Source organism: uncultured Psychrosphaera sp. (assembly GCF_947500655.1).
In the GTDB taxonomy this organism is placed as follows: Bacteria; Pseudomonadota; Gammaproteobacteria; order Enterobacterales; family Alteromonadaceae; genus Psychrosphaera.
In genome coordinates this window covers 22,425-46,132 of the sequence record NZ_CANMSK010000009.1, presented here as the reverse complement: position 1 = coordinate 46,132, position 23,708 = coordinate 22,425, and the positions used below count along the sequence as shown (strand labels likewise).

Sequence of the window (23,708 nt, the reverse complement as noted above, 5' to 3'; positions counted from 1 at the left end):
CCTTAACGAACAATTACAGTAATTAATTTAGTTAACGCAAGCGTGACAAGCTATTAGCGTTAACGATAGGTCAGATTTGATGAATTTGACTTAAAAATAGCACAATATTTTTTAATATTGTGAGAGTGAGGAAACGTACTAGAGTAGTAAGTTGGCTACTAAAATTAAAGATAGTATGTGTCATTGCAGCTATTTGAGCACTCTGCAATAACACATATTCAGGGACAACTTGAATCCCTCTAGTAAACCCAACTAAAGGGAATGTTTATAGTGAATAGCCTTTTACTATATTTGCCAGTGAGGTCGCTGTATTTTTTAACTCATGGCTTTCTTTCGTTATCTCTTCCATATTAGCCGCGGTTAATACACTGATTGAACTGGCTTCTTGGATACGAGTATCGACTTCATTGGTACTATTTTGTTGTTGCTCGGTAGCGCTTAATATTCTCAGATTCATTTGTTCTATTTGAGCAATAGACAAAGACATAGTTTCTAACGCTTCTTTAATATTAATATTTTCATCAACACATACTTTTGCTCTACTGATATTTATTTCCATATTTTTTTCAGAATTTAGTACGCTATCTTGAATACGTTCAACAATCGACTCAATATCCCCCGTCGAGTTTTGCGTTCTAATTGCCAGTGTTCTTACTTCATCAGCTACCACAGCAAAACCACGTCCGGTTTCACCAGCTCTAGCAGCTTCAATTGCTGCATTAAGGGCTAATAAATTTGTTTGGTCAGCAATACCTTTTATTACATTTAGAACCTGACTAACTTCTGCGCTGCTTTCAGTTAGTTCACTTATATTCTCAGATGTTTTCATGATAGAGGACGAAAGTTCATTGATGCTATCCAGTGTTTTTTGCGAAACACCTTTGGTGTGCATTACATTGTTACATACATCTTTGGATAAATTAGAAGTATCATGGGCTTCATTTACAATGGAGTTGGTGAATGATCTAAGCTGCTCGGTTTTATCTGCAGCTCCGTTAATAATGGTATTTTGTTTTTCAATGTTTTGATTAATGTTAACAATATTACGTTGTGCATTATCGGTTGCATCGGTTAATTCTTTGGCTGAGCTTGCAACCATACTAACCATGTCTTGTAACGTGGTCATAAACAAATTGAACTTTATAGCTACTTGAGTAATCTCGTCATTACCAATTACTCTCATACGCTGACTTAAATCCCCTTTGCCATCAGCTAGCTTTGCCATAAATTTATGTAACGTTTGAATAGGGCGAGTAATTGAGCGCGTAACGATTAGCGTAAGTGCAATACCTGCAATAAGAACGACTGTGACTATGATAATGGCAAAAGTAATGGAATTGTTCACATCTTCTATGGCCATTAATTGCTTTTCTTTACCCATATCAATAGTTTGTTTTATGACATTGGCAAGTAATAATTGTAAGTCATTTTCAACTTTATCTAGATAAGCGTCTGCCGGAATAACCGCTAATTCTTGTCCTGCAATAATACTTAGTTGTTCGTCACGCCATAAAGTCGAAATATTGATAACTTCATCGATCATTTTTAATGTTTCTGCAGATGTGGATAATTGTTTTAATGTAGAAAAATGATCCATCATAACGTTATATTTACTATTTACCGTATCAGTGACTTCTTTGTTGTCATAAGGTTGGATTTTTAATTTAATCCGGTCGATGTAGCTTTTCAGGTCACGAAAGCCATCCCAAGCTTCACGAGCATGGTCTACTTGGCTTAATGTGATATTAGAGGTATTAATCGTCTGATTACTCAAACTGTAAAGCTGATAAGAAAGTATGATAGCTAACAGTATTGAAATACTGTTCATGAAAGAAAAGCTAAGCAATATACGTTTGTAAATACTCATGAATATGTCCTATTGCGGTAAAATCGGAAGTGACACAACCATTGCTGGTCCAGTCAGAGTATGTAAAAACTCAATGATGTCTTTCATTTCTTCAGCATTAAGCGCTATTGGTGACATTAACGGGCTCAGTGATGGTCTTGGCATGCCGCCACTCATATAATGCACAATGACACTCTCTAAAGATACAAGGCTTCCGTCATGCATGTAAGGAGCTCGTTCGTTAATGTTTCTCAGCCCTGGGGTTTTAAAGGCATGTTTATCGTATTCTTGTTTCGTTAGTTCATAACGTCCTAAATCTACATTGTCGAATACACCAGCATCATGAAACTTATTATCAGTGAAGTTCCAGCCTGTATGGCAAGCAGCGCATTGCGCTTTGCCGTTAAAAAGAGTAAATCCGTTTTTTGCAGAATCACTGATTGCGTCTTCTTCACCATTTATCCATAAATCAAATGGGGCTTGAGAGGACACTATTGTTCTTTCGTATGTCGCAATTGCTTTTGAAATAGTTTCTTTGCTTATCCCTTTTGACGGAAATGCCTTTTCAAACCAATCTCTATAACCTTCGATTTTACTTAAGCGTTGGATAGCTTCCTGTATTGGTAGGTTCATTTCTACATTACTTTCTATTGGGCCTAGAGATTGTTCTTCTAGTGTTGCTGCTCGGCCATCCCAAAAAAACGGTTCTACCCATGCCATATTTAATACGGTAGGTGCATGCCTTGGTAACTCTTGTGCTTGAGCGCCAACGGCTTTGGCTCTTGGTACTTCCCAACCGAAGGAAGGGTTATGGCAAGAGCTACAGTTTAGGTTTTCGTCTTTGCTTAATCTTGGGTCAAAAAATAGCATTTTACCTAACATAGCTTTGGTTGCTGAATATTGATTGTCAGCGGGGAAAGGGATGCTGTTAGGGCGTTTATATTGTTCTTTTAAAGCACTTATATCCGCTAAGATATTGAATGGAATAACTAAAATTAACAATAATTTTATAATGAGGCAGTACTTCATGAAAATTCTTAACCCTTTAATTAATAACAAACATCGTGAGTTTAGTAGACAAAACGATTTAATGTATATTTAAAGACCTGAAAAATAATGAAATTATTTCAAGGTGAAAGTTTAAGTAAATTATATTGTTAGTGAGGGCTGGAGATAATATGGTTTATGAAATGAAAAAAATTCATCAAACATTCATATATTTTTACTACATTTAGGTGGAGTATAAGACTGAACATTTATTAAAAGGGCGATATATGAAAAAACAACAAGAAAGTAGCGCTGATAAAAAATTATTTGTTTTAGATACCAACATATTACTTCACGACCCCCACGCATTTTTTAACTTCCAAGAACACGATGTATTAATTCCAATGACCGTTTTGGAAGAATTAGATCATATTAAAGACCGTAATAAAGATGTATCCCGAGATGCACGGGTTGCCATTCGTTCGTTGGAAAATACCTTACAAGATGTGACGCCAGAGTTAATGATTGCTGGTGTGCCGCTTAACCGAGGAGACTTAAAAGACAGTTCAGTTACGGGTCATTTAATTATTTTAAATGACCATCATATTAATCCAGAAGTATCAGGATTACCCGGTGGTGAAAATGATAATAAAATTATCAATGCGGCGTTATATTTACAAAAAAGATATAGCCAAAAAAATGAGCCGGATGTAACTGTAGTCCTTATAACAAAAGATATTAACATGCGCTTAAAAGCTAAAGGTGCAGGGTTAAAACATGTCGAAGACTATAGAACCGATCAGCTAATTGATGACATACGCTTTCTTACTAAAGGTTATGAAGAGTTTGAGGGGGACTTTTGGCAAAACGTTGCTGCAGTTGAAACAACCACGATAGGGCGAGACACCACACATTCTGTAAAAGCTGAGAATTTAGAAAATACATTTATTAACGAATATTTACTGGATGAAAAATCTGACTTTGCGGCACGAGTTGTGAACAAAGACGATGATCATGTGGACTTACTTGATTTAGGTCGACAGCGACTATTAGCAAGGCAAGCGTGGGGCATAAAACCGAAAAATATTTATCAGGGAATGGCACTTAATGCTTTGCTTGACCCTAATATAGAACTGGTTATTTTAACCGGTCCGGCAGGCTGTGGTAAGACTTTATTGGCATTAGCCGCTGCACTTGAAATGGTAGTTGAACAAGGGATTTACGATAAAATCTTAGTGACGCGAAACACACCAGAAATAGCTGAATCAATAGGTTTCTTGCCCGGTACGGAAGAAGAAAAAATGGCACCTTGGTTGGCCGCTATTACCGATTCATTGGAAGTGCTGCATAAAAACGATGAAAACCCGAGTTCCAGCCTTAATTACATTATGGAAAAAGCCAATATCCAGTTTAAGTCGGTTAACTTTATGCGCGGACGTAGTATTCAAAATGCGGTGGTGTTGTTAGATGAATGCCAGAACTTAACTGCTTCACAATTAAAAACAATTATTACTCGTTGTGGTGAAGGTACTAAGTTAGTGTGTTCAGGCAACTTAGCGCAAATAGATAGCAATTATCTTACCGCGGTAACTTCAGGGTTAACTTACATAGTTGAACGATTTAAAAACTTTGAAGGCAGTGCCACCGTGAACCTAAACGGTGTAGTACGAAGTCGTTTAGCTCAATTTGCAGAGGAAAATTTATAATAGGTTTTTTATGACAGTCCTTAAGTTAAGGACTGTATATCAACAATATAAAGAAAGTTATTAAGTTATAGAGACTTAACTCGCTATGAGCTAGGATAAAGCATATTTAATCTTAGCTCGTAGTTTTATCTCTTGTTCAAACCTTTTTATAAAAGCTTGTACGTTAGAGTTATTTATTACCTAATTTTGTTATCAAAACCGCCATCTAAGATCATTTAAAATCACAAGATTTAACTGTCTAAATATAAGACAGGCAGTTTTAATACCTATAATAAAAAGGAAAATAACATGACGACAAGTGTTATAGATACATCTAAAAAAAGTAATGTAATACCTATGGCTATTGTTGCTGTATTGTTTTTTATCTTAGGTTTTGCAACTTGGTTAAATGGGTCATTAATGCCTTATTTAAGCCAAATATTGCAACTAACTCCCTTTCAAGGCTCATTGATCTTATTCTCGTTTTATATAGCAGTAACCTTCACTGCGATTCCATCAGGGATGTTGATTAAAAAAGTCGGTTATAAAAACGGCATGGCACTGGGAATGGCTGTCATGATGTTAGCTGGTTTATTGTTTATTCCTGCTGCAAAGTCTCAAATGTTTCTTTTGTTTTTATTGGCTCAACTGGTTATGGGCGCAGGACAAACTTTATTACAAACTGCGGTCAATCCATATGTGGTGCGTTTAGGTGATGAAGGATCCGCTGCTGCCCGTATAAGCATTATGGGTATTTTAAATAAAGGGGCAGGGGTTATTTCACCTATGGTATTTACTGCATTAATATTGAGTAACTTTACCGGTAATGTTGGACAAGAGTTATCACAAGTTCAGATAGATGATATGGCCGACAGTTTAATCTTTCCTTATTTAGGTATGGCTTTATTTATTGGTTTATTAGGTTTTGCCGTTAAAAAATCCCCTTTACCTGAGCTGGCCAATCAAGAAGAGGAAACATCAAGTTCTATCAGTGAAATAAAAGAAACGCTTTCTCACCCTAATTTAGCTTTTGGTGTGATTGCTATTTTTGTTTATGTTGCGGTGGAAGTTATAGCAGGAGATACCATTGGAACGTTCGCTCTTTCTTTAGGTGTAGAAAGTTATAGCGTAATGACTTCATACACTATGATGTGCATGGTTGTTGGTTATATTTTAGGGATAGCTTTTATTCCGCGTTTTATTTCGCAACAAAAAGCATTGAGTATATCGGCAGGGCTTGGAGTGTTACTGACATTATGTATTTTATTTGTAGATACTCAATCCAGTATAGTTTCAAGTATTTTTCTTGTGCCATTTGGCGGAACGCAACTTCCTGATGTTTTATTAATGATTGCATTTTTAGGCCTAGCAAATGCAATTGTTTGGCCTGCAGTATTTCCTTTGGCTTTATCCGGGATGGGTAAGTTAACAAGTACAGGGTCTGCATTATTAGTTATGGGAATTGCTGGTGGCGCATTTGGACCTATGATTTGGGGCTTAATTAGTGGGATGAGCTCATTTCAAATGGGCTATGCGGTTATGTTGCCTTGTTACTTATTTATTTTATTTTACGCTGTCAAAGGCCATAAAATGAAAAAGGTTAATTAATACAATTAGGCTTGATAGTTTTTATTATTTCAAAATATATTTCGACAAACTATAGTCTAAAGTTGTAAGTAAAAGCCTGTCTAGTTTGACAGGTTCAAGCTTTTTCACTTAAAGTGGATGGAATTACCATCGGTCATAGACTTTATAATGAAAACATTAATCATCCTCTTTTTATCAATGCTTACTTTTTCGTGTAACTATAGCGATAAATCATCCACAAATACTGAGTTAACCACAGAGCAACAACTTCATTCTGTTATTGATAAATATCAAAAGTTCAACGACTCAAAAAGCCCTTTTAGTAAACCTGAGATTGGTGGTAATAATGCCCATTTACCGGATCTTAGTGCTGAGAAGCTGCTAGCGGATCACCAAGCGTTAACATTAATATATGCCGAATTATCTAAACTAGATGCTGATTTATTATCCCAAAGTCAGCAGATAAACTTATCTGTACTGAGTTATAAAATAAAGAACCAATTAGACAGTTATATTAACAAAGAGCATTACATGCCTTTAACTGCTGAGTCTGGTTTTCATGCTTATATTAGCTCTATTAATAAGAGAATTAATTTTAAACAAGAACAAGATTATATAGACTATATTTCAAGGCTTAATGAAATGCCTCGTTATTTTGAGCAACAGCAATCATGGATGAAAAAGGGAATAGAAGCTGGAATAACCCAACCTAAAGTTGTGTTAACTGGCTTTGAAAGTTCAATCAAGGCTTTTATAAAAGACGATGTTACTGAGAGCTTATATTTCTTACCATTTAAATCACTTCCTAAACACTTAAGTGAAGAAACGCGTTCGTCGTTAATTGCAAAAGCAAAACAGGTTATAACCAATAAAGTAATACCAAGTTACCAACAATATTATGATTTCTTTGTTAACACTTATGTGCCAAACGCTAGAACTAATATTGCGGCAACCAGCTTACCTAATGGCAAAAATTATTATGCGAATAGAGTTGCCCATTACTCTACATTAACCCTGAGCGCTGATGAAATTCACAATATCGGCTTGGGTGAAGTTAAGCGCATTAGAGCTGAAATGGAACAAATAATCGAGGATGTTCAATTTGGTGGAAGCTTTGCTGAGTTTATTGATTTTTTGCGTACAGATCCTCAATTTTACGCAACCACTCCTGAAGGATTATTAAAAGAAGCATCGTTTATCGCGAAAAAAATGGATGCCAAGTTACCTTCATTATTTAAAACATTACCTCGCACACCTTATGGTGTTATTGAAGTGCCAGCCAACATAGCGCCAAAATATACTACTGGTCGTTACTCAGGCCCCTCTAGGAATGATCAAGCTGGTAATTATTGGGTAAATACTTACCGTTTAGATCGCCGCCCTTTATATGTATTAGAAGCATTAACTTTGCATGAGGCCGTGCCGGGACATCATTTACAAGGTTCTATTGCCAGAGAAATGAAAGATGTACCAAAGTTTAGAACCAAAACATATATTTCAGCTTTTGGTGAAGGTTGGGGACTTTATTCTGAATATTTAGGCGTTGAAGCTGGATTCTATCAAAGCCCTTATAGTCAGTTCGGTCGTTTAACTTATGAGATGTGGCGAGCTTGTCGTTTAGTTGTAGACACAGGTATGCATGCTAAAGGTTGGACAAGGGCAGAAGCTATGTCCTACTTAGCAGATAATACTGCACTGTCTTTACATAATGTAAAAACGGAAATTGACCGCTATATTTCGTGGCCAGCACAAGCGTTATCTTACAAATTAGGTGAACTAACAATTAAAAAATTACGTAAAAAAGCGGAAACTCAATTGGTTGAAAACTTTGATTTAAGAGAGTTTCACGACAAATTATTAGAGAATGGCTCTATGCCTCTTTCAATGTTAGAGCAAGTGATCAACGGTTATATTGATAATAAAAAGAATGTGGATTAATAGTCGTTTTCATTTCATAACGTCACTTAATTAGTATAAGCAAAAGGATATATTCATGAGTCACAGTCATTCATCCAACGGTCATCATCATGGGCACCATCATGGGCATTCTCACGATGGTAAATTAAGTATTGCGGTATTCATTAATATTTTATTAACAGCAGTACAAATTATAGGTGGCTTAGTTTCAGGTAGCTTATCGCTTATTGCAGATGCGCTACATAACTTAAGTGATGCAGGCGCGATTGTTATTGCTATTGTGGCTCGTAAAATTGCTAGACGACCAGCCAGTAAAGAAATGACCTATGGCTTTAAACGTGCTGAAATTTTAGGGGCGTTAATTAATAGTACAACGTTAATTATTGTTGGTTTGTATTTAGTTTATGAGGCGATAACAACGTATTTTAACCCTGAGCCGATAGATGGTTGGATAGTCGTTTGGATAGCAACAATTGCATTATTGATCGATACCGCAACGGCATGGCTAACTTATAAATCTGGTGCTAAAGATAACTTAAATTTGAAAGCCGCTTTTATTCATAATTTATCAGATGCGTTTGCATCGGTTGTAGTGATTGTAGCTGGTACTTTGATCATTTTATATCAATGGTATGTCGTGGATTTAATCGCCACAATTGCTATCTCTATTTATGTTATTTATCACGGTTTATCCTTAGCAAAACAAAGTATTAATATCTTAATGCAGGCCGCACCAGAGGATATTGATGTTGATGAACTGTGCAACCAAATTGAGTCATTAACAAATATAGAAAAAGTACATCATATTCATGTGTGGCAACTTGATGATAATGAAACTCTGTTAGAAGCTAGCTTATCATTACAAGAACAAGCTAGTTCAGGTAGTTTACTGCAGGTTAAGCAGTTACTAGCAATGCAATATTCCATCAAGCATTCAACCATTGAGATTATATTTGAGGAAACGTCAGAAGAGGGTAATTGTTATCAATTAGGCTAAAGTGATCCGTATCAAAATAAGCAACTGTAAGCCCAATAAGTCGAGTTGATTATAATGAGTATGTTAAATTATTAAGTTGGTAAATTCGGTGAAAAGTACGTTATATCTTAATAAAGTAGTTAAACATGCTGATAAAATTAGATACTATGCTCAACAATAAGGTTGTAAGTCTTGAACTTAGTTATGCAGCTAAGAAGAGGATGTAGAATAAATACAATCGTAGAATAAAAACAACAAAACAATGAATTTAAGGGGAAACTTCAATGTCTGTAATTGAAAGAGAGTCAATGGACTTTGATGTCGTGATTGTCGGTGCTGGGCCTGCAGGTTTGTCAGCAGCGATAAGATTGATGCAAAAAGCACAAGAAAATGAACAAGAGTTAATGGTTTGTGTGGTAGAAAAAGGCTCTGAAGTTGGCGCTCATATATTATCAGGTGCTGTATTTGAACCTAAAGCCTTGGACGAATTAATTCCAGACTGGAAAGAAAAAGGTGCCCCGTTAAATACCAAAGTTAGCCATGACGAAATTTATTATTTACGTGGTGAATCTGCTTCAACAAAAATTCCAGGTTTTTCATTCCCAAAAACCATGCACAACGACGGTAATTATATCGTTTCTATGGGCAATGTTTGTCGTTGGTTAGCAGAGCAAGCTGAAGCGATGGGCGTTGAAATTTTCCCAGGTTTTCCAGCCTCAAAAATATTATACGATGAGCAAGATAACGTAGTCGGTATTCAAACTGGTGATATGGGATTAAATGAAGCTGGAGAGCAAAAAGATTCCTTTATGCCAGGTATGGAGTTACGAGCTAAGTACACCATTTTTGCCGAAGGTTGTCGTGGCCATTTAGGTAAAGAGTTAATTAATAAATATCAATTAGATGCAGACAAATCACCACAGCATTACGGACTAGGTTTTAAAGAAATTTGGGATGTACCAGCTGAACAGCATCAAGAAGGTTTAGTGGTTCACTCTGCAGGATGGCCATTAACAGGTGAATTAAGCGGTGGTGGTTATTTATATCACGCAGAAGGTAATCAAGTTGTTTGTGGTTTGATCATAGATTTAAATTACACTAATCCAAATGTTAGCCCGTTTGAAGAGTTTCAACGTATGAAACATCATCCAATATTTGCCAAACATTTAACTGGTGCTAAACGCATTGCTTACGGCGCTAGAGCCATTGCTAAAGGTGGTTTAAACTCTTTGCCTAAAATGTCTATGCCAGGTGGTTTTTTAGTGGGCTGTAATGCTGGTACCTTAAACTACGCCAAAATCAAAGGTAATCATGCAGCAATGAAATCAGCTATGATCACAGCTGAAGTGATTGCGGATGCATTAAAAGCCGGCGATGAAGGCCAATCAGATTTAACTCAACTACAAGATAAGTTTGAGCAAAGCTGGTTATATGACGAACTCAAATCAAGCCGTAATTTTGGCCCTGTAATGCATAAACTAGGTGTGTTCTTAGGTGGCGCATATAATACTCTCGACCAAAATTGGTTTGGTGGAAAACTACCGTTTAACTTTACCGACAACACTCCAGATCATGCCAATATGAAGCTTGCTGGAGAATGTTCAAAGCCTGATTACAGTAAGCCTGATGGCAAACTTAGTTTTGATCGTTTGTCGTCAGTATTTTTGTCTAATACTAACCATGAAGAAGATCAGCCAGTTCATTTAAAACTTGCTGACTCTTCAATACCTTTGGCTAATTTAGAAAAATATGATGAGCCAGCACAACGTTATTGTCCTGCAGGCGTTTATGAGTTTGTTAAAAGCGAAAGCGGTGAGAACCAGTTCCAGATTAACTCACAAAACTGCGTACATTGTAAAACTTGTGATATAAAAGACCCGGCCCAAAATATTACCTGGGTGACACCTGAAGGTGGCGGCGGTCCTAATTACCCTAATATGTAGTAAAGTTTAGTTTGATACTTTAATTATAAAAAGGCACAAATTGGTGCCTTTTTTCGTTAGTAAATATAAGTGTCAGTTAATTAGTGTTATTTTTAACATGATTTTAAAAGTAATAAATAAGATGACCAATGAATATTAAATCCATCATGGTTCCGGCAACAATAAACGCCTCGCCGGAATCAAATTTTAAGCAATTACTTAATGAAATGTTAGTTAATAACCATTCATGTGGGTTAATTGGTTATGGCAATAAGTTACATGGCATGGTGGTCGCACGCGATATCATGTTGATGTGCCAACAGTCATTTAATAATGAGAGTCGTTTTCCTTCGCCAGAATTAACTGTTGCTGATGTAATGCACTCTAAACCTTTTTGTCTGCATCAAGATACATCGGTTTATGAGGCGTTAGTGACCGCTAAAGTTAATCAATTAAAAAACTTACCTGTGGTGGACGACGATGACAATTTAGTTGGGATCATATCTCAAACCGAATTGTTGAATACTTATATTGATTTGATGGACTTGGACCAAGCACTAAGAAAAACAAATAAAAAATTAGAGACATTAGCATTAGAAGATGCACTGATGAAAATTGGTAGCCGTCATGCAATGGAAATTGATTTGAAGTACAAACAAGCTGAGGCAAAACGCAATAAATCGTCTTATGCTATTGCCTTGATCGATGTCGACTTTTTCAAAAACTATAACGATCATTATGGCCATCAGTTAGGCGATAAAGCGTTACAGTCAGTTGCTAAAATCATCAAAAAAGTTAAGCGTAAGTCAGATAGAGTATATCGCTACGGCGGTGAAGAAATACTAATGATCATGAATGATATTGAACTGGAAGGCGCTACGCTTGCTGCAGAGCGAATAAGAGCGGCGATTGAGCAGGCTGGTATCGAACATTTAGGTAGTAAATTAAATGTACTAACCGTCAGTATTGGCTTGTGCAGCCAAAAAGCAGGCTCCTGGAAAGACATGGTTAAAGCAGCAGATGTTGCTCTTTATCAAGCCAAGCAAGAAGGGCGAAATCGGGTTTTATAGTGTTGTTAGCATATAACCTAATATTCCTAGTAAAAAACCACAAATCGCCCCCATAGGTGGGAAATAGTGATTCTTTAATCTAATCTGAGGTGCAATATCTTGAAATACTATATATAAAATTCCACCGGATGCAAAAATCATAATAATCGATAACAATTCAGGATCTTCAACCAGCCACAAATAACCAGCCACAGCACTCAATGGCCCAAGCAATGAAAATAAACTAAATAGAATAATGATTTTTTTTGCTGAGTACGCACTTGTTTTTTTTAGTTCAGTAAAAGCATTAAACCCCTCTGGAATATTTTGCATTGCGATCATCGCTGCGAGTAATAAAGCCAGCTCTTGATTGATGGTAAAAGTTGCGCCAAGCGCTATAGATTCAGGAACAAAATCACTCAGCATTGCCAGTAATTGACTTGCTGATGTTTTTACCTTCTGCTGTAAAATATCTAGTCCCATAAACAACAAAGCACCTAAGCTAAACCAAAGTGCAGTGCTGGGTAAAGATAAGCTACGACTGCCTTCTGGGACTAAAACTAGACTTACCGCCGATAACAAAGCACCACCGCCAAATGCAACAATAAAATGTTGAAATTCACTTTGTACAATTCTACTTTTAATAAATTTCCTGCTTGCTAGAAAAGCGCCAAGAGGCATCGCTAAACCAGCGAGTAGAGTTAATATAATGACGGTTATGAGTGGAAGCATAAATACAAATTATTCAATTCTCTAATTGCCTTATCATACCGTATGAATTGGCATTCTATTGATTGATTTTAATCTTAAGAAGTAAATAATTACATTTAAAGCTTGAATATAGGAAAGAAATCTACAATATTAGTTAGACGAGTCTTATTTAAGTTTTTAATTCAGGAGGTAAGTGCAATGTTATTTAAACTATTATTTGTTTTCGCTTTTGTATTAAGCACTTTTTCTGGAAAAGAAATTGAACTCGGCGGTGAACATAATTTAACTGCAGCGGATTCAAGCTTAGTTACGGTTGATGGAATATCAATTCCAGAACTTGATTTAGATGAGCCGTTTGCGTTTGATAATACACGCGTTGGCTTTATTACTGATAATTATACTGACTCAGCTTCAAGCTATACTCAACCGTACCTTCCGCTACAACATTTTGAAAATACCAAATCAAGAGCCCCTCCAACTCTATATTCATAAATAAAATAGATATTAGAAATTACATTTGGCTTTTAGCAAAATGTTATCAATGAAATTCAGTGATCAAAATTAAAATAAAAGTTATGTAATAGGCTGCTTCATTAACCATTTAAAGTACGATTACGTAGTTAACTTGTCCAATGATAGAGTTTTACAATAACTTTTTTGATCGCGCAGATTATGAATATAGAGATCAAAATGAAAAAATTACAATTATTAAATTTAGATGTTACCGACAATGTTGTTTCTCCAGATGAATTCGAGATGACTACCTTACAATCCTCTGCAACTGCTATTTTTACAGATTTTAAAAAGCATGAAGCTCAAGTAGTTGAAAGGGGAGTATCTGCCGAAAATACTTTAAAACTAATGTTAAAAACCCATGTTAGGATGAAAATAGTGGTGTCTGAAGATAATGACTTTTTAGGTATTATTAGTACTAACGAATTAACAGAGCAGAAAATACTAGCTCAAGTATCAAAAAGTAACAGCCGAGATGAAGTATTGGTTGATGATTTAATGATCCCTAAATATCGTTTGCATGCCTTTGATTTTGATGAATTAAAAAATGCGACTGTGAATGATGTACTTATGGCGTTAAATAATTATAAGCTTCGCCACTGTTTAGTTTTAGATAAGTCTAACCATCATATTCGTGGTGTTATTTCATCAAGTGATATCGCTCGTAAATTAAAACTGAATATTAATTTAAATTTAGAAAATACATTTAGTTCAGTTTCAGAAGCTGCACATGCCGCTTGATAACAATCTTTGATGAGTTCAGCTTAACTTAAGTTAACCGAATACATGTTGTTGCTTAAATAAAAATCCCCGCACAGAGCGGGGATTTTAGTGTGTTTTAAAGGATCAGTTATATTCTAACGATCTATAACTTTAAACTCGATTGAACTTGGGTATTTGTCGCTGTGATATAGTTTGTGCTCTGCTCTGACATAGTCTTCAGCTTTAGCATTAAAGATATTACCTACGTATTTTTGCGGATTCATATCCATGAACGGGAACATACTGCTTTGCACTTGGATTTGTAATTTATGCCCACGTTTTATGGTGTGCAATACATCCAATAACTCAAACTTAACCAAGGTTGGTTTATTCGGTTCAAATGGCTCTGGTGTGCTCATACTGTTTCTGAAACGACCGCGAATAATGCCCCAACGAACTAATTCATGACGGTTACCAGTCTCTTTATCAACTTTATTACTGCTTGCATCCATTCCAGGAAATACATCCACTAATTTAACCACAATATCTGCAGCACTTTGGTCGGTAGAGAACCATAAGTTTAAGTCGATAGCACCTGCAATGGTTTGATCTTCCGTTGCCACATCGCTGTTAAATACTAAAACATCGGTACGACGAGCGGTAAAACGTTGATCTTCAGCCATGTATGGACGATCCCAACCACGACTTGTATGGGCAGAGTGTGGAACTGGTTTTTTAGGATCACTAATGTAATCGCTAAAACCGCCCTGTTTGTCTTTATGAGTGAGTAACTTTTCATTATTACCCATATATAAAGTGACATCTTTGCCTTTTTTTGGTGGCCAAGTGTCAAACTCGCGCCAGCGATTAGCACCGGTTTCAAATATAGTTGCTTGTGATAATGAGCCGGTGTCAGCGTCTTTTAAGTTGTCTTTAAAAAATGGCAATAAAACACGTTCTTGAAACCATTCACTGGTATTGAAACCTAAATCAGCTTCACCCATTTTTGAGCCATCTTTACTATTCCATTGACCGTGGTACCAAGGACCCATAACAATATGTACGTTATCCTTTTTATTATTTTGTGACATTGTTTTATAAGTTGATAATGGACCATATAAGTCTTCAGTGTCATACCAGCCACCAACAACTAACGTTGCAGGTTTTACATTATCAAGGTGTTGAAGTAGATCACGCTTTTGCCAGTATGAATCGTAATTTGGATGTTCAGTTAATTCATTCCAGAATGGACGTTCGCCTTTAAAGTAGTTTTTATTAACATTTGAAAGCGGGCCTAAATTACGGAAAAACTCATAACCATCTGGCGTTACTGAGTCCATGCCTTTTGGCCAATAAGCAAATTCTCCGTCGCGTTGCTTATCAAAAGTATCAAAGAAAATAAACGCCATTGGTGTAGAAAACGCACCGTTACGATGAAAATCGTCAAAAAACCAATCTGCAATTGGTGCTTGTGGTGATATTGCTTTTAGTGCTTTGTGGCTATTTATCGCAGCTACAGAAGTGTAGTAACCTGGATATGATGTTCCCCACATACCAACTTTACCGTTATTGTTTGGTACATTTTTAACTAACCAATCTATGGTGTCATAAGTGTCAGTTGCATCGTCTGTGGCTTTTCCGCCTTTATCGCCTGCATCTTGAGGGCGCATGTTGACGTATTTTCCTTCCGACATGAACTTACCGCGCACATCTTGGAATACAAAGATAAAACCTTCTTTTTCAAAGATTTCACTTGGACCTAATTTAGTTTTATATTTATCTACGCCGTATGGTGCAACTCTATATGGAGTACGTTGCATCATCATTGGATATTCAGATTTTTTATCATAAGGAATATAAACGGAAGTAAATAACTTAATACCGTCTCGCATTGGAATTTGGTATTCATATTTAGCGTAATGAGAACGTATATAGTCGGCTCTTTTATCTTGTTTTTTTGTTTCAGCAGCTTGTGTGAAGCCAGCTAAAGTCAGTAAAACAAACAAGCCTAATAATCTTGGTAAGGCTTTTTTATTCATTTAGTTATCCTTAAATAATTTAAATTTAGAAAAGTAATGGGAGATGCTAGTACCAATATTACTCTTGTGTTCAATGACATGATATTAATAACCGCTGAAATAATGTAATTTAACGATGAAGTTTACATTGATGTTACTAGCTATTGTTGAATGTAAAACCCTGAATGCAAATAGTTTGTATGTAACGGCAGCCAATTTGTTACGGGCGTGATAAAGTAAGCGCTAATATCAGTAACGTAACATCCATAATATGAAAATATCCCCAGTTTTTTTGTATACAATCATAGTGTCCTTAGGTGGATTTATTTTTGGCTTTGATGCCTCAGTGATCTCCGGCACTTTAAACTTTATCGTCTCGGAGTTTAATCTCAACTCCATTGAACAAGGTTTTGTTGTTAGTGCTCCTACTCTAGGGGCTATAATTGCCACTGTTACTGCAGGGGCATTAGCCGACCGCTTTGGTCGTAGAAATTTACTTATCGCTATCGCATTATTTTATTTACTCTCTGCAATAGCTTCGGCGTTTTCAACCAGTTATTGGATGTTAGTCTCCGCTCGTTTTATTGGCGGTCTGGCTTTTTGTTCACTGATGATTGCACCTATGTACATTGCTGAAATTAGCCAACCAAAACAACGAGGTAAGTTAGTTTCTATTAATCAACTTAACGTGGTTGTTGGTTTGTCCGCAGCGTATTTTGCCAACTATTATGTACTAGAACTTAGTCAATCTTCAGCAACCTGGGTTAGTGCTGTTGGACTTGATACTGACACTTGGCGTTGGATGTTGGGGTTAGAAATTATTCCCGCTTTGGCTTGGTTTGCTCTACTATTTATTATTCCGCGCAGTCCACGTTGGTTAGCTCTAAAGGGACAAGATGAAGATGCACTTAAAGTATTTAGACAATTAAATACAGACGTTGAAGATAATATTCACCAAAATGAAATTAACCAGATAAAAACTTCACTTGAGAATAAAGACTCATCGTTAGTGGCAAGCTTAAAGTATTTGTTTAATTCAAAAATTCGTTTTGCTATTACCGTAGGTATAATTGTTGGTATTGCGCAGCAGATCACAGGAATAAATGCGATTTTCTTTTATGCACCAAGTATTTTTGAGCAAAGTGGTGTTGGTACAAACGCTGCTTTCTCTCAAGCCGTTTTGGTAGGGGTGATCAATGTATTATTTACTGTTGCTGCTATGATGTTAATAGATAAATTAGGACGCAAACCTCTGTTAACTATTGGCTTAGCCGGTGTGACTCTGAGTATGGCTTTGTGTGCATATGGGTTCTCTCAAGCGACATATAAATTAACTTCGCAAGATATCGATGACTTAGTGGTAAAAGAAAAGTCACTCAACAAGTTAGAATCTATACAAACACAGTCTTATCAGTCAGACGTTGAGTTTAAGCAAGCGGTTGTTAAGCAGGTTGGTCAACAAGTATTTAATGCACACCAAGGTGATATTTTAAAACTAGCCGCGACCATGAATGCGACTATTATTTTATTAGGAATTTTAGGTTTTGTTGCCTCGTTCGCATTTTCTTTAGGGCCGGTAATGTGGGTGATGTTCTCTGAAATATTCCCCAACCATATTCGCGGTATCGCTATTTCGTTTGTCAGTGTAATTAACAGCATTGTTAGCTTCACAGTGACCTTTGTATTCCCTTGGGAGTTGGAGGTTCTTGGTTCGGCAGTAACCTTCTTAATTTACGGTGTGTGTGCTTTAGTTAGTTTAGTGTTAGTTATAAAACTATTCCCAGAGACTAAAGGTAAGTCGTTAGAAGAAATTGAAGCTGAGATGATGCGTTAGTATATTTAAACCGTTAAAATCAATATGGGAATGTAAATTAGTTGATTATGTATTGATCTAAAAATGTCATCACTTTTATAGATGAATTTAGTCTAAATGGAGATTGCTGAGTCTCGTTCAACTAATTTAGGTAGGAATTGATGACGAATATCCAATTTTTTGTGACCGTAAATATTCTTTAATATTAGCCTTGCCGCCATATGCCCCATATCTCTGATTGGATAGTCTATGGTAGTAAGGGTTGGAAATAATAAACTAGCGTAAATCACGTTATCAAATCCAACAATAGATAAGTCTTTAGGTACATCCAGGCCTTTTTGACGAGCCGTTGCTAATGCCCCCGATGCCATTTCATCATTACCGCAAATTAATACAGTGAAAGGGTGTCCTATCTCTAACAGACTGGATAAGCCATCACAGCCTCCACTTTGGGTAAAGTCACCTTGATACATGAGTTGTTCATTAAATGGCAGGTTGTATTCTTGTAAGGCTTTTTTATGACCTTCAATTCTCTCGTTTGAATCTGACTTCCAGTTAGGTCCAGAGATATACGCTATCTCAGTGTGGCCTTTTGCTAGGATGGACTTAGTCATTAAGTATCCACCTAGTGCATTATCTAGGGTAATACAGCTGTCGGCCATTTCTTCGATAAAACGATTAATAAGAACAATCGGCACTTTGCCTTTATTTAACTGTATTAAATATTCATCTGAAACAGCTTCCACATGTAAAATTAATGCATCACAATTTCGGCTTAATAAAAACTCAATACCATCGATTTCTTTTTCTTCGTCACTGTGTCCAGTGGTGATAATCACGTGTTTTCCTGCGTCGCGTAATTCAGACTCAGTTCCGCCCATCATTTGCCCGAAAAAGGGCCCATGTAACTCAGAAACTAACAAGCCGACACTATCACTGCGACTCGATGCAAGGGAACGAGCTGTTGCATTGGGACGATATCCTAGCTCTTTCATGGCATCCACTACCTTTTGTTTCGTTTTATCACTTACTTTGGCATTGTTATTCATAACGCGGGAAACCGTCGCTAATGAAACGCCAGCAAGAGCTGAAACTTGGTATATGGTGGCCATTGTGTTCCTTTTTAGGATTATAAGGGAATTTATTTTTGTTAGTCTAACCTTAATGGTTGTTAATACCAATTTAATTAATTGGTAATAGAGGCTGTTTATCTTTCATTTTCTCAAGGCTGGCCATTATTTGTTGCATCCAGCGAGGCAGAAGACTAGAGAATAGCGTTTCTATTTAAGTGTCTGGCTAAAATAAAAAGAAGGAAGTTGGAGTGACAAATAATCCCAGCCCGTCGGATTGAGGTTAAGTTATCCCCACTCTTTGTTATAAACATACCTATTTAATCCATTAAACACTGCACTTAAGAATGATGTTTATACCGCGATTGGGAATAATTTCCACTAAAGGTTGCTTAAAATGAAAGATAACCCCCCCTAACAAGCTCAGCGTTAGGGGAATAATAAATAGTAGTAGGAATACGTATTATTATTTATTATCTAATCGACGTTGGATTAAGTCTTTACTCATTTGTTGCTGTTTTAAATCAGTTATTGGATAAAAAACCATTAACGCTGCTGCAGTAAAACTAAATGCAGCAGGTATCCAACTCATAAGCAATTGCATGCCAGGTAATGAGCTTTCAATGGTTGCTTGATCCATACCGTCATACCCATAACCAGCAAGTACGATTAACACTAATGCACCAGCAAAACCGCCACCGGTTTTTTGTACAAAGGTGCCTGCAGAATAAATTAAACCAGTGGCACGACGGCCATTTTTCCATTCAGAATAATCAGCAGAGTCGCCTAACATTGAGAAATATAATGTTGGTAATATTGCGGCGAAAAACTCAGCGCTACAACCTACAATAAATACATAAGTTGCATTACCTTGAGGAGCCCAAAAAAGAGCTATTGTCAGTAAACCACTTAATATTAACGATACAATAAATAATTTTTTACGACCTAACCATTTAGAAAGAGGGCTAGTACATAAGGCACCAATAATAGAAACAACTAATAAGCCAACAAAATATTGACCTGCCATCAATTCATCACCAATAAAATATTTAAAGTAATAAGCAATAGCACCGTACTTAATGCCATTTAGCATCATAGTCAAAAAGCCCATACCCAATAAGATTAACCAAGGTTTGTTAGTTAACAAATCAACCATATCTCTTTGAGTTCCGCTCATCTCATCGGAGTTTTTGTTAATGAGTTTTTTGATCACAAACCACATAGCAACCATTACTGCAGCAAAAAATAATCCACTGTTTAAATCTCGGTAATAGAAAAAAAGAGTGATAGATAATAACGGCAAAATGATAAATGGCAGGTTTTTCATTAAATCAAATAGTTCAGATTTTAAATCAGTGTCGGCTGAAATTGGCGGGCTAATACGTTCCTTTGTGCTAGTAAAACTGATAAGCATTAATATTACTAATGCACCTGAAAACACATACATAGTGTATTGATAACCCATGACATCATCACCAGCACCTAACCAAGCAACAAGTTGCGGGGTAAAGCCCATAACCGCCAAACCACCTAAAAATGCGCCGGCAAAACGAAAGCCTGACAAACTTGTACGTTCTTTGTCGTCGTCAGTCATTACGCCCATTAATGCCGAATAAGGCACGTTGTTAACGGTATAAGCTAAGGTTAAACCAATATATGTGAAGTATGCATAAGCTAGCTTACCGCCTTCACTTAAATCTGGTGTGGTGAAAACTAGGACCATAAACAGGCCTAAAAATGGCGTGGACCATATAATCCAAGGTCTAAATTTACCCCATTTAGTGTCTGTTCTGTCGGCGATCATACCCATAATAATATCGGTAATACCGTCGGTAAGACGAACCACAAGGAACAACATAGCTGCTGCAGTTGCCGTTAAGCCAAATGTATCAGTATAAAATACTGCAAGATACGCTAATGCACCACGCCAAACTAAGTTAGCTGCTGCATCCCCAAAGGCATATCCTACTTTTTCGTAAAATGGAATTTTTGTCATGATTGATTCTTATTGTTGTTTTTATAATATTAAGATAAAAACAAGGCCTTTTAAAAGGCCTTGTTTACATTATTTTTGACGTTGGCTAATTAACGCTTTATAAGCGTGACCGCTATTTTTAATGGTTCTTTCTTGTGTGACATAATCAACTCGAACAATACCAAAGCGTTTTAAGTATCCTTCTGCCCATTCAAAGTTGTCCATTAAGCTCCAAGCAAAATAACCTTGTACGTTAACACCTTGTTCAATAGCATCGTTTACCGCATTAAGGTGAGTATTGTAATAATCGATACGATCTAAATCGTTGATCACGCCATTCTCTACTTTATCAGGCATAGCGGCACCATTTTCTGCTATATATATAGGAGGCAATTTATATAGCTTGTTTAGTGATACTAATAATTCTGTTAAAGCTTTTGGATAAATTTCCCAGCCTATATCCGTTCTAGGATATAAATGCTCTAGCTCAGTATAAAACTCACCAACTTCGGTAGGTGCACTGTAAGTCAAACGTGTATAGTAATTAATGCCTATAAAATCAAGAGGCTGAGCAATGATCTCCATATCGCCATCAAGAATTATTGGTTTACAGTTATCAGGTAATTCATCAATCATTGCAGGGTAGGCAGCATCAAATAATGGCTTTGCGTACCACTGATTTATATATTGGTCAGCGTAATCAGCTGCTAATTTATCTTCAGGTGAATCTGTTGATGGGTAACAAGGCGTAAAGTTTAGAACAATACCATTCATGCTATCAGGGCTATTTTTTTGTAACACCTTCATGCCTAAACCATGAGCTAACAGAATATGATGCGCTGCTTTACGACCAAATTCTTTACCTACGATACCTGGAGCATGTACACCAATTTCATAACCTAAGAAAGCACTGCAAAATGGTTCGTTAAAAGTGGCGTAAGAATGAACTCTACTGCCCAATGCTTTAGTAATTAAATCAACATACTCTGCATATTTATAAGAAGTTTCACGATTTAACCAGCCACCTTGGTCTTCAAGATGTTGCGGTAAGTCCCAGTGGTATAAAGTAACAAAAGTTTTAATGCCTTTGGCATTTAATGCATCTAACAGGTCAGTGTAAAACTTTACACCTTTTGGATTTAATTGACCGTCAACCGTAATTACGCGTGGCCATGAAATAGAAAGGCGATAAGCATCAACGCCTAACGATTCAATTAATTCAACATCTTGAGGCCATAGATTATAATGATCACAAGCAACTGAACCGTCAGAGTTGTCTACAACTGTGCCTTCTTTGGCACAAAAAGTATCCCATATACATGGTAGTCGGTCGTCTATACCACCTTCAATTTGGAAGGAAGCTGTTGCTACACCAAAGGTGAAATCTGGCGATAACATTTTTGAATTCGATGGTAATTTAATTGCGGTCATAATAACTCTAACTTAGTTTTTGTTTTAATTTGTAGCGTTATATTTCTATACATATATAAAACACTTGAAAAAATAGACATAAACCTTTCTAATACTGACAATGAAAGCGCTTACAATTCAGGTAAGGGTAATTAGTAATTGGTCAAAGGTCAATAATGATTTTCTATCCAACTATTAATTTTTTTCTTGTATACCCAATAATAAAAATTTAACAAAATAAAAATCAATCTTGAGGGGAACACCATGGCTTCGTCTGGTCATTCAACAGATATGCACAACACAATCAATGACGGTAAGAACTACAACTTTGCCTTGACGTCATTAACGACTTTGTTCTTCATGTGGGGCTTTATTACCTGCATGAACGATATACTTATTCCACACTTAAAAGGGGTTTTTGACCTTAACTACACACAAGCTATGTTGGTTCATTTTTGTTTTTTTAGTGCCTACTTCTTAGTGTCATTACCTTCTGGCTTTTTGGTGAAAAAACTAGGTTATCAAAAAGGGATTGTTATTGGGTTAGTTGTCGCAGCTGTAGGTTGTTTAATGTTTTATCCTGCGGCGTCAGTCCATAGCTATCCATTATTTTTAGGAGCTTTGTTTGTATTAGCCAGTGGTATCACTCTATTACAGGTGTCAGCCAACCCTTTTGTTACCTTATTAGGTCCTAAAGAAACGGCTTCATCTCGTTTAACAATGACGCAAGCATTTAATGCTCTAGGTACGACTGTGGCACCATATTTAGGCGCGTGGTTAATTTTAGATGAAGCTACTAGCGCAGTAAGCAAAGCGCAAAATGCTGAGTCAGTTCAAATACCTTATCTCGTGTTAACTGCAATGTTATTAATTTTAGCCGCAATATTTGCCTATTTAAAATTACCTAACTTAAAAGAAGCTGAAGCTGAAGAGAGTGAAAAAGTAGAAGGATCTGCATTGCAATATCGTCATTTAGTATTGGGTGCTGTTGGTATTTTTGTTTACGTAGGCGCTGAAGCTTCTATTGGTGGCTTTTTAGTTAGTTTCTTTGGTGAAGCAGATATTGCTGGCTTAGAAGAAAAAGAAGCTGCCAAGTATTTAACTTATTATTGGGGCGGTGCAATGGTTGGTCGTTTCCTTGGTGCAGCTATTATGCAAAAAGTAGCAGCAGGCAAAGCATTAGCATTTAATGCATCAGCGGCGATGGTACTAATTATTATAACTATTCTAACTTCTGGCTCTGTGGCTATGTGGGCAATTTTATTAGTGGGGTTATGTAACTCTATTATGTTCCCAACTATTTTCAGCCTAGCGTTAAAAGGTTTAGGTAAACACACAAGCCAAGGTTCAGGTATTTTATGTTTGGCTATTGTAGGTGGTGCTATTGTGCCAGTACTTCAAGGTGTATTAGCGGATTCAATTGGTGTACAACTCGCGTTTGCTTTACCAATTATTTGTTACGCCTACATAGCGTACTACGGTTTGGTTGGTAGTAAACCAGAAACAGTTAACGTTTAAAGTAAAATA

At 36.5% G+C, this 23,708-nt stretch carries 17 protein-coding genes; 10 read left to right on the top strand and 7 right to left on the bottom strand.

The genetic code is table 11. The annotated features are described in order from the left end of the window. Positions 1 to 265 precede the first annotated feature (265 nt). Complete coding sequence (locus tag Q0940_RS09360) at positions 266 to 1,867, bottom strand: methyl-accepting chemotaxis protein (protein ID WP_299267465.1); 1,602 nt, start codon at positions 1,865 to 1,867, stop codon at positions 266 to 268. A gap of 9 nt (positions 1,868 to 1,876) precedes the next feature. Continuing rightward, the gene (locus Q0940_RS09355) at positions 1,877 to 2,875 is read right to left on the bottom strand and encodes a cytochrome c peroxidase (protein ID WP_299267463.1); all 999 of its coding nucleotides are present in this window, start codon (positions 2,873 to 2,875) and stop codon (positions 1,877 to 1,879) included. Between the two features lie 245 nt (positions 2,876 to 3,120). On the opposite strand from Q0940_RS09355, the gene Q0940_RS09350 reads away from it, so the two are divergent. From Q0940_RS09350 to Q0940_RS09325, 6 genes are all read left to right on the top strand, one after another. After that, on the top strand, positions 3,121 to 4,539 hold the full coding sequence (locus Q0940_RS09350; RefSeq protein WP_299267461.1) for a PhoH family protein: 1,419 nt from the start codon (positions 3,121 to 3,123) through the stop codon (positions 4,537 to 4,539). Between the two features lie 288 nt (positions 4,540 to 4,827). Continuing rightward, a complete protein-coding gene (nagP, locus tag Q0940_RS09345; RefSeq protein ID WP_299267459.1) occupies positions 4,828 to 6,126 on the top strand; it encodes an N-acetylglucosamine MFS transporter NagP in 1,299 nt (432 codons plus the stop codon). Positions 6,127 to 6,273: 147 nt separating this feature from the next. Beyond that, positions 6,274 to 8,043 (top strand): DUF885 domain-containing protein, encoded by a 1,770-nt coding sequence (locus Q0940_RS09340; protein WP_299267457.1) that lies wholly within the window; start codon positions 6,274 to 6,276, stop codon positions 8,041 to 8,043. Between the two features lie 55 nt (positions 8,044 to 8,098). Beyond that, positions 8,099 to 9,019, top strand: coding sequence for a cation diffusion facilitator family transporter (locus Q0940_RS09335; protein WP_299267454.1), 921 nt, complete (start codon positions 8,099 to 8,101; stop codon positions 9,017 to 9,019). 287 nt (positions 9,020 to 9,306) lie between these two features. After that, positions 9,307 to 10,941: an electron transfer flavoprotein-ubiquinone oxidoreductase gene (locus Q0940_RS09330; RefSeq protein WP_299267659.1), complete on the top strand. Its 1,635-nt coding sequence runs from the start codon at positions 9,307 to 9,309 to the stop codon at positions 10,939 to 10,941. A 128-nt stretch (positions 10,942 to 11,069) separates the two neighbouring features. Next, a complete protein-coding gene (locus Q0940_RS09325; protein ID WP_299267451.1) occupies positions 11,070 to 11,990 on the top strand; it encodes a diguanylate cyclase in 921 nt (306 codons plus the stop codon). On the opposite strand, the gene Q0940_RS09320 is transcribed toward Q0940_RS09325, so the two are convergent. After that, complete coding sequence (locus tag Q0940_RS09320) at positions 11,985 to 12,701, bottom strand: ZIP family metal transporter (RefSeq protein WP_299267449.1); 717 nt, start codon at positions 12,699 to 12,701, stop codon at positions 11,985 to 11,987. The genes Q0940_RS09325 and Q0940_RS09320 overlap by 6 nt on opposite strands. Before the next feature lie 177 nt (positions 12,702 to 12,878). Here Q0940_RS09320 and Q0940_RS09315 point away from each other — a divergent pair, with 177 nt between their 5' ends. Next, entirely contained in the window at positions 12,879 to 13,172 is a 294-nt protein-coding gene (locus Q0940_RS09315) for a hypothetical protein (protein ID WP_299267447.1), read from the top strand. 198 nt (positions 13,173 to 13,370) lie between these two features. Then, a complete protein-coding gene (locus Q0940_RS09310; protein ID WP_299267444.1) occupies positions 13,371 to 13,934 on the top strand; it encodes a CBS domain-containing protein in 564 nt (187 codons plus the stop codon). A gap of 116 nt (positions 13,935 to 14,050) precedes the next feature. Here the strand turns inward: Q0940_RS09310 and Q0940_RS09305 are convergent, their stop codons facing one another. Continuing rightward, positions 14,051 to 15,934, bottom strand: a complete 1,884-nt coding sequence (locus Q0940_RS09305; RefSeq protein WP_299267441.1) for a CocE/NonD family hydrolase — start codon at positions 15,932 to 15,934, stop codon at positions 14,051 to 14,053. A gap of 250 nt (positions 15,935 to 16,184) precedes the next feature. Here Q0940_RS09305 and Q0940_RS09300 point away from each other — a divergent pair, with 250 nt between their 5' ends. Beyond that, positions 16,185 to 17,747, top strand: a complete 1,563-nt coding sequence (locus Q0940_RS09300; RefSeq protein ID WP_299267439.1) for a sugar porter family MFS transporter — start codon at positions 16,185 to 16,187, stop codon at positions 17,745 to 17,747. Between the two features lie 92 nt (positions 17,748 to 17,839). Here Q0940_RS09300 and Q0940_RS09295 read toward each other — a convergent pair whose 3' ends face one another. From Q0940_RS09295 to Q0940_RS09285, 3 genes are all read right to left on the bottom strand, one after another. Next, entirely contained in the window at positions 17,840 to 18,838 is a 999-nt protein-coding gene (locus Q0940_RS09295) for a LacI family DNA-binding transcriptional regulator (protein WP_299267437.1), read from the bottom strand. 424 nt (positions 18,839 to 19,262) lie between these two features. Beyond that, complete coding sequence (locus Q0940_RS09290; RefSeq protein ID WP_299267433.1) at positions 19,263 to 20,792, bottom strand: MFS transporter; 1,530 nt, start codon at positions 20,790 to 20,792, stop codon at positions 19,263 to 19,265. 69 nt (positions 20,793 to 20,861) lie between these two features. Continuing rightward, the gene (locus Q0940_RS09285) at positions 20,862 to 22,202 is read right to left on the bottom strand and encodes a GH1 family beta-glucosidase (protein WP_299267431.1); all 1,341 of its coding nucleotides are present in this window, start codon (positions 22,200 to 22,202) and stop codon (positions 20,862 to 20,864) included. A 243-nt stretch (positions 22,203 to 22,445) separates the two neighbouring features. Between Q0940_RS09285 and Q0940_RS09280 the strand changes: the two genes are divergently transcribed. After that, positions 22,446 to 23,699, top strand: coding sequence for a sugar MFS transporter (locus tag Q0940_RS09280; protein WP_299267430.1), 1,254 nt, complete (start codon positions 22,446 to 22,448; stop codon positions 23,697 to 23,699). Positions 23,700 to 23,708: the final 9 nt, after the last annotated feature.

Excerpts from the sequence above, each read along its gene's own strand:
- Q0940_RS09280 (WP_299267430.1), top strand. The coding sequence starts at position 22,446 with ATGGCTTCGTCTGGTCATTCAACAGATATGCACAACACAATCAATGAC.
- Q0940_RS09315 (WP_299267447.1), top strand. The coding sequence starts at position 12,879 with ATGTTATTTAAACTATTATTTGTTTTCGCTTTTGTATTAAGCACTTTT.
- Q0940_RS09325 (WP_299267451.1), top strand. The coding sequence starts at position 11,070 with ATGAATATTAAATCCATCATGGTTCCGGCAACAATAAACGCCTCGCCG.
- Q0940_RS09290 (WP_299267433.1), bottom strand. The coding sequence starts at position 20,792 with ATGACAAAAATTCCATTTTACGAAAAAGTAGGATATGCCTTTGGGGAT.
- Q0940_RS09305 (WP_299267441.1), bottom strand. The coding sequence starts at position 15,934 with ATGAATAAAAAAGCCTTACCAAGATTATTAGGCTTGTTTGTTTTACTG.
- Q0940_RS09355 (WP_299267463.1), bottom strand. The coding sequence starts at position 2,875 with ATGAAGTACTGCCTCATTATAAAATTATTGTTAATTTTAGTTATTCCA.
- Q0940_RS09330 (WP_299267659.1), top strand. The coding sequence starts at position 9,307 with ATGGACTTTGATGTCGTGATTGTCGGTGCTGGGCCTGCAGGTTTGTCA.
- Q0940_RS09285 (WP_299267431.1), bottom strand. The coding sequence starts at position 22,202 with ATGACCGCAATTAAATTACCATCGAATTCAAAAATGTTATCGCCAGAT.
- Q0940_RS09360 (WP_299267465.1), bottom strand. The coding sequence starts at position 1,867 with ATGAGTATTTACAAACGTATATTGCTTAGCTTTTCTTTCATGAACAGT.
- Q0940_RS09320 (WP_299267449.1), bottom strand. The coding sequence starts at position 12,701 with ATGCTTCCACTCATAACCGTCATTATATTAACTCTACTCGCTGGTTTA.
- Q0940_RS09310 (WP_299267444.1), top strand. The coding sequence starts at position 13,371 with ATGAAAAAATTACAATTATTAAATTTAGATGTTACCGACAATGTTGTT.
- Q0940_RS09335 (WP_299267454.1), top strand. The coding sequence starts at position 8,099 with ATGAGTCACAGTCATTCATCCAACGGTCATCATCATGGGCACCATCAT.
- Q0940_RS09340 (WP_299267457.1), top strand. The coding sequence starts at position 6,274 with ATGAAAACATTAATCATCCTCTTTTTATCAATGCTTACTTTTTCGTGT.
- Q0940_RS09350 (WP_299267461.1), top strand. The coding sequence starts at position 3,121 with ATGAAAAAACAACAAGAAAGTAGCGCTGATAAAAAATTATTTGTTTTA.
- Q0940_RS09300 (WP_299267439.1), top strand. The coding sequence starts at position 16,185 with ATGAAAATATCCCCAGTTTTTTTGTATACAATCATAGTGTCCTTAGGT.
- Q0940_RS09295 (WP_299267437.1), bottom strand. The coding sequence starts at position 18,838 with ATGGCCACCATATACCAAGTTTCAGCTCTTGCTGGCGTTTCATTAGCG.
- nagP (WP_299267459.1), top strand. The coding sequence starts at position 4,828 with ATGACGACAAGTGTTATAGATACATCTAAAAAAAGTAATGTAATACCT.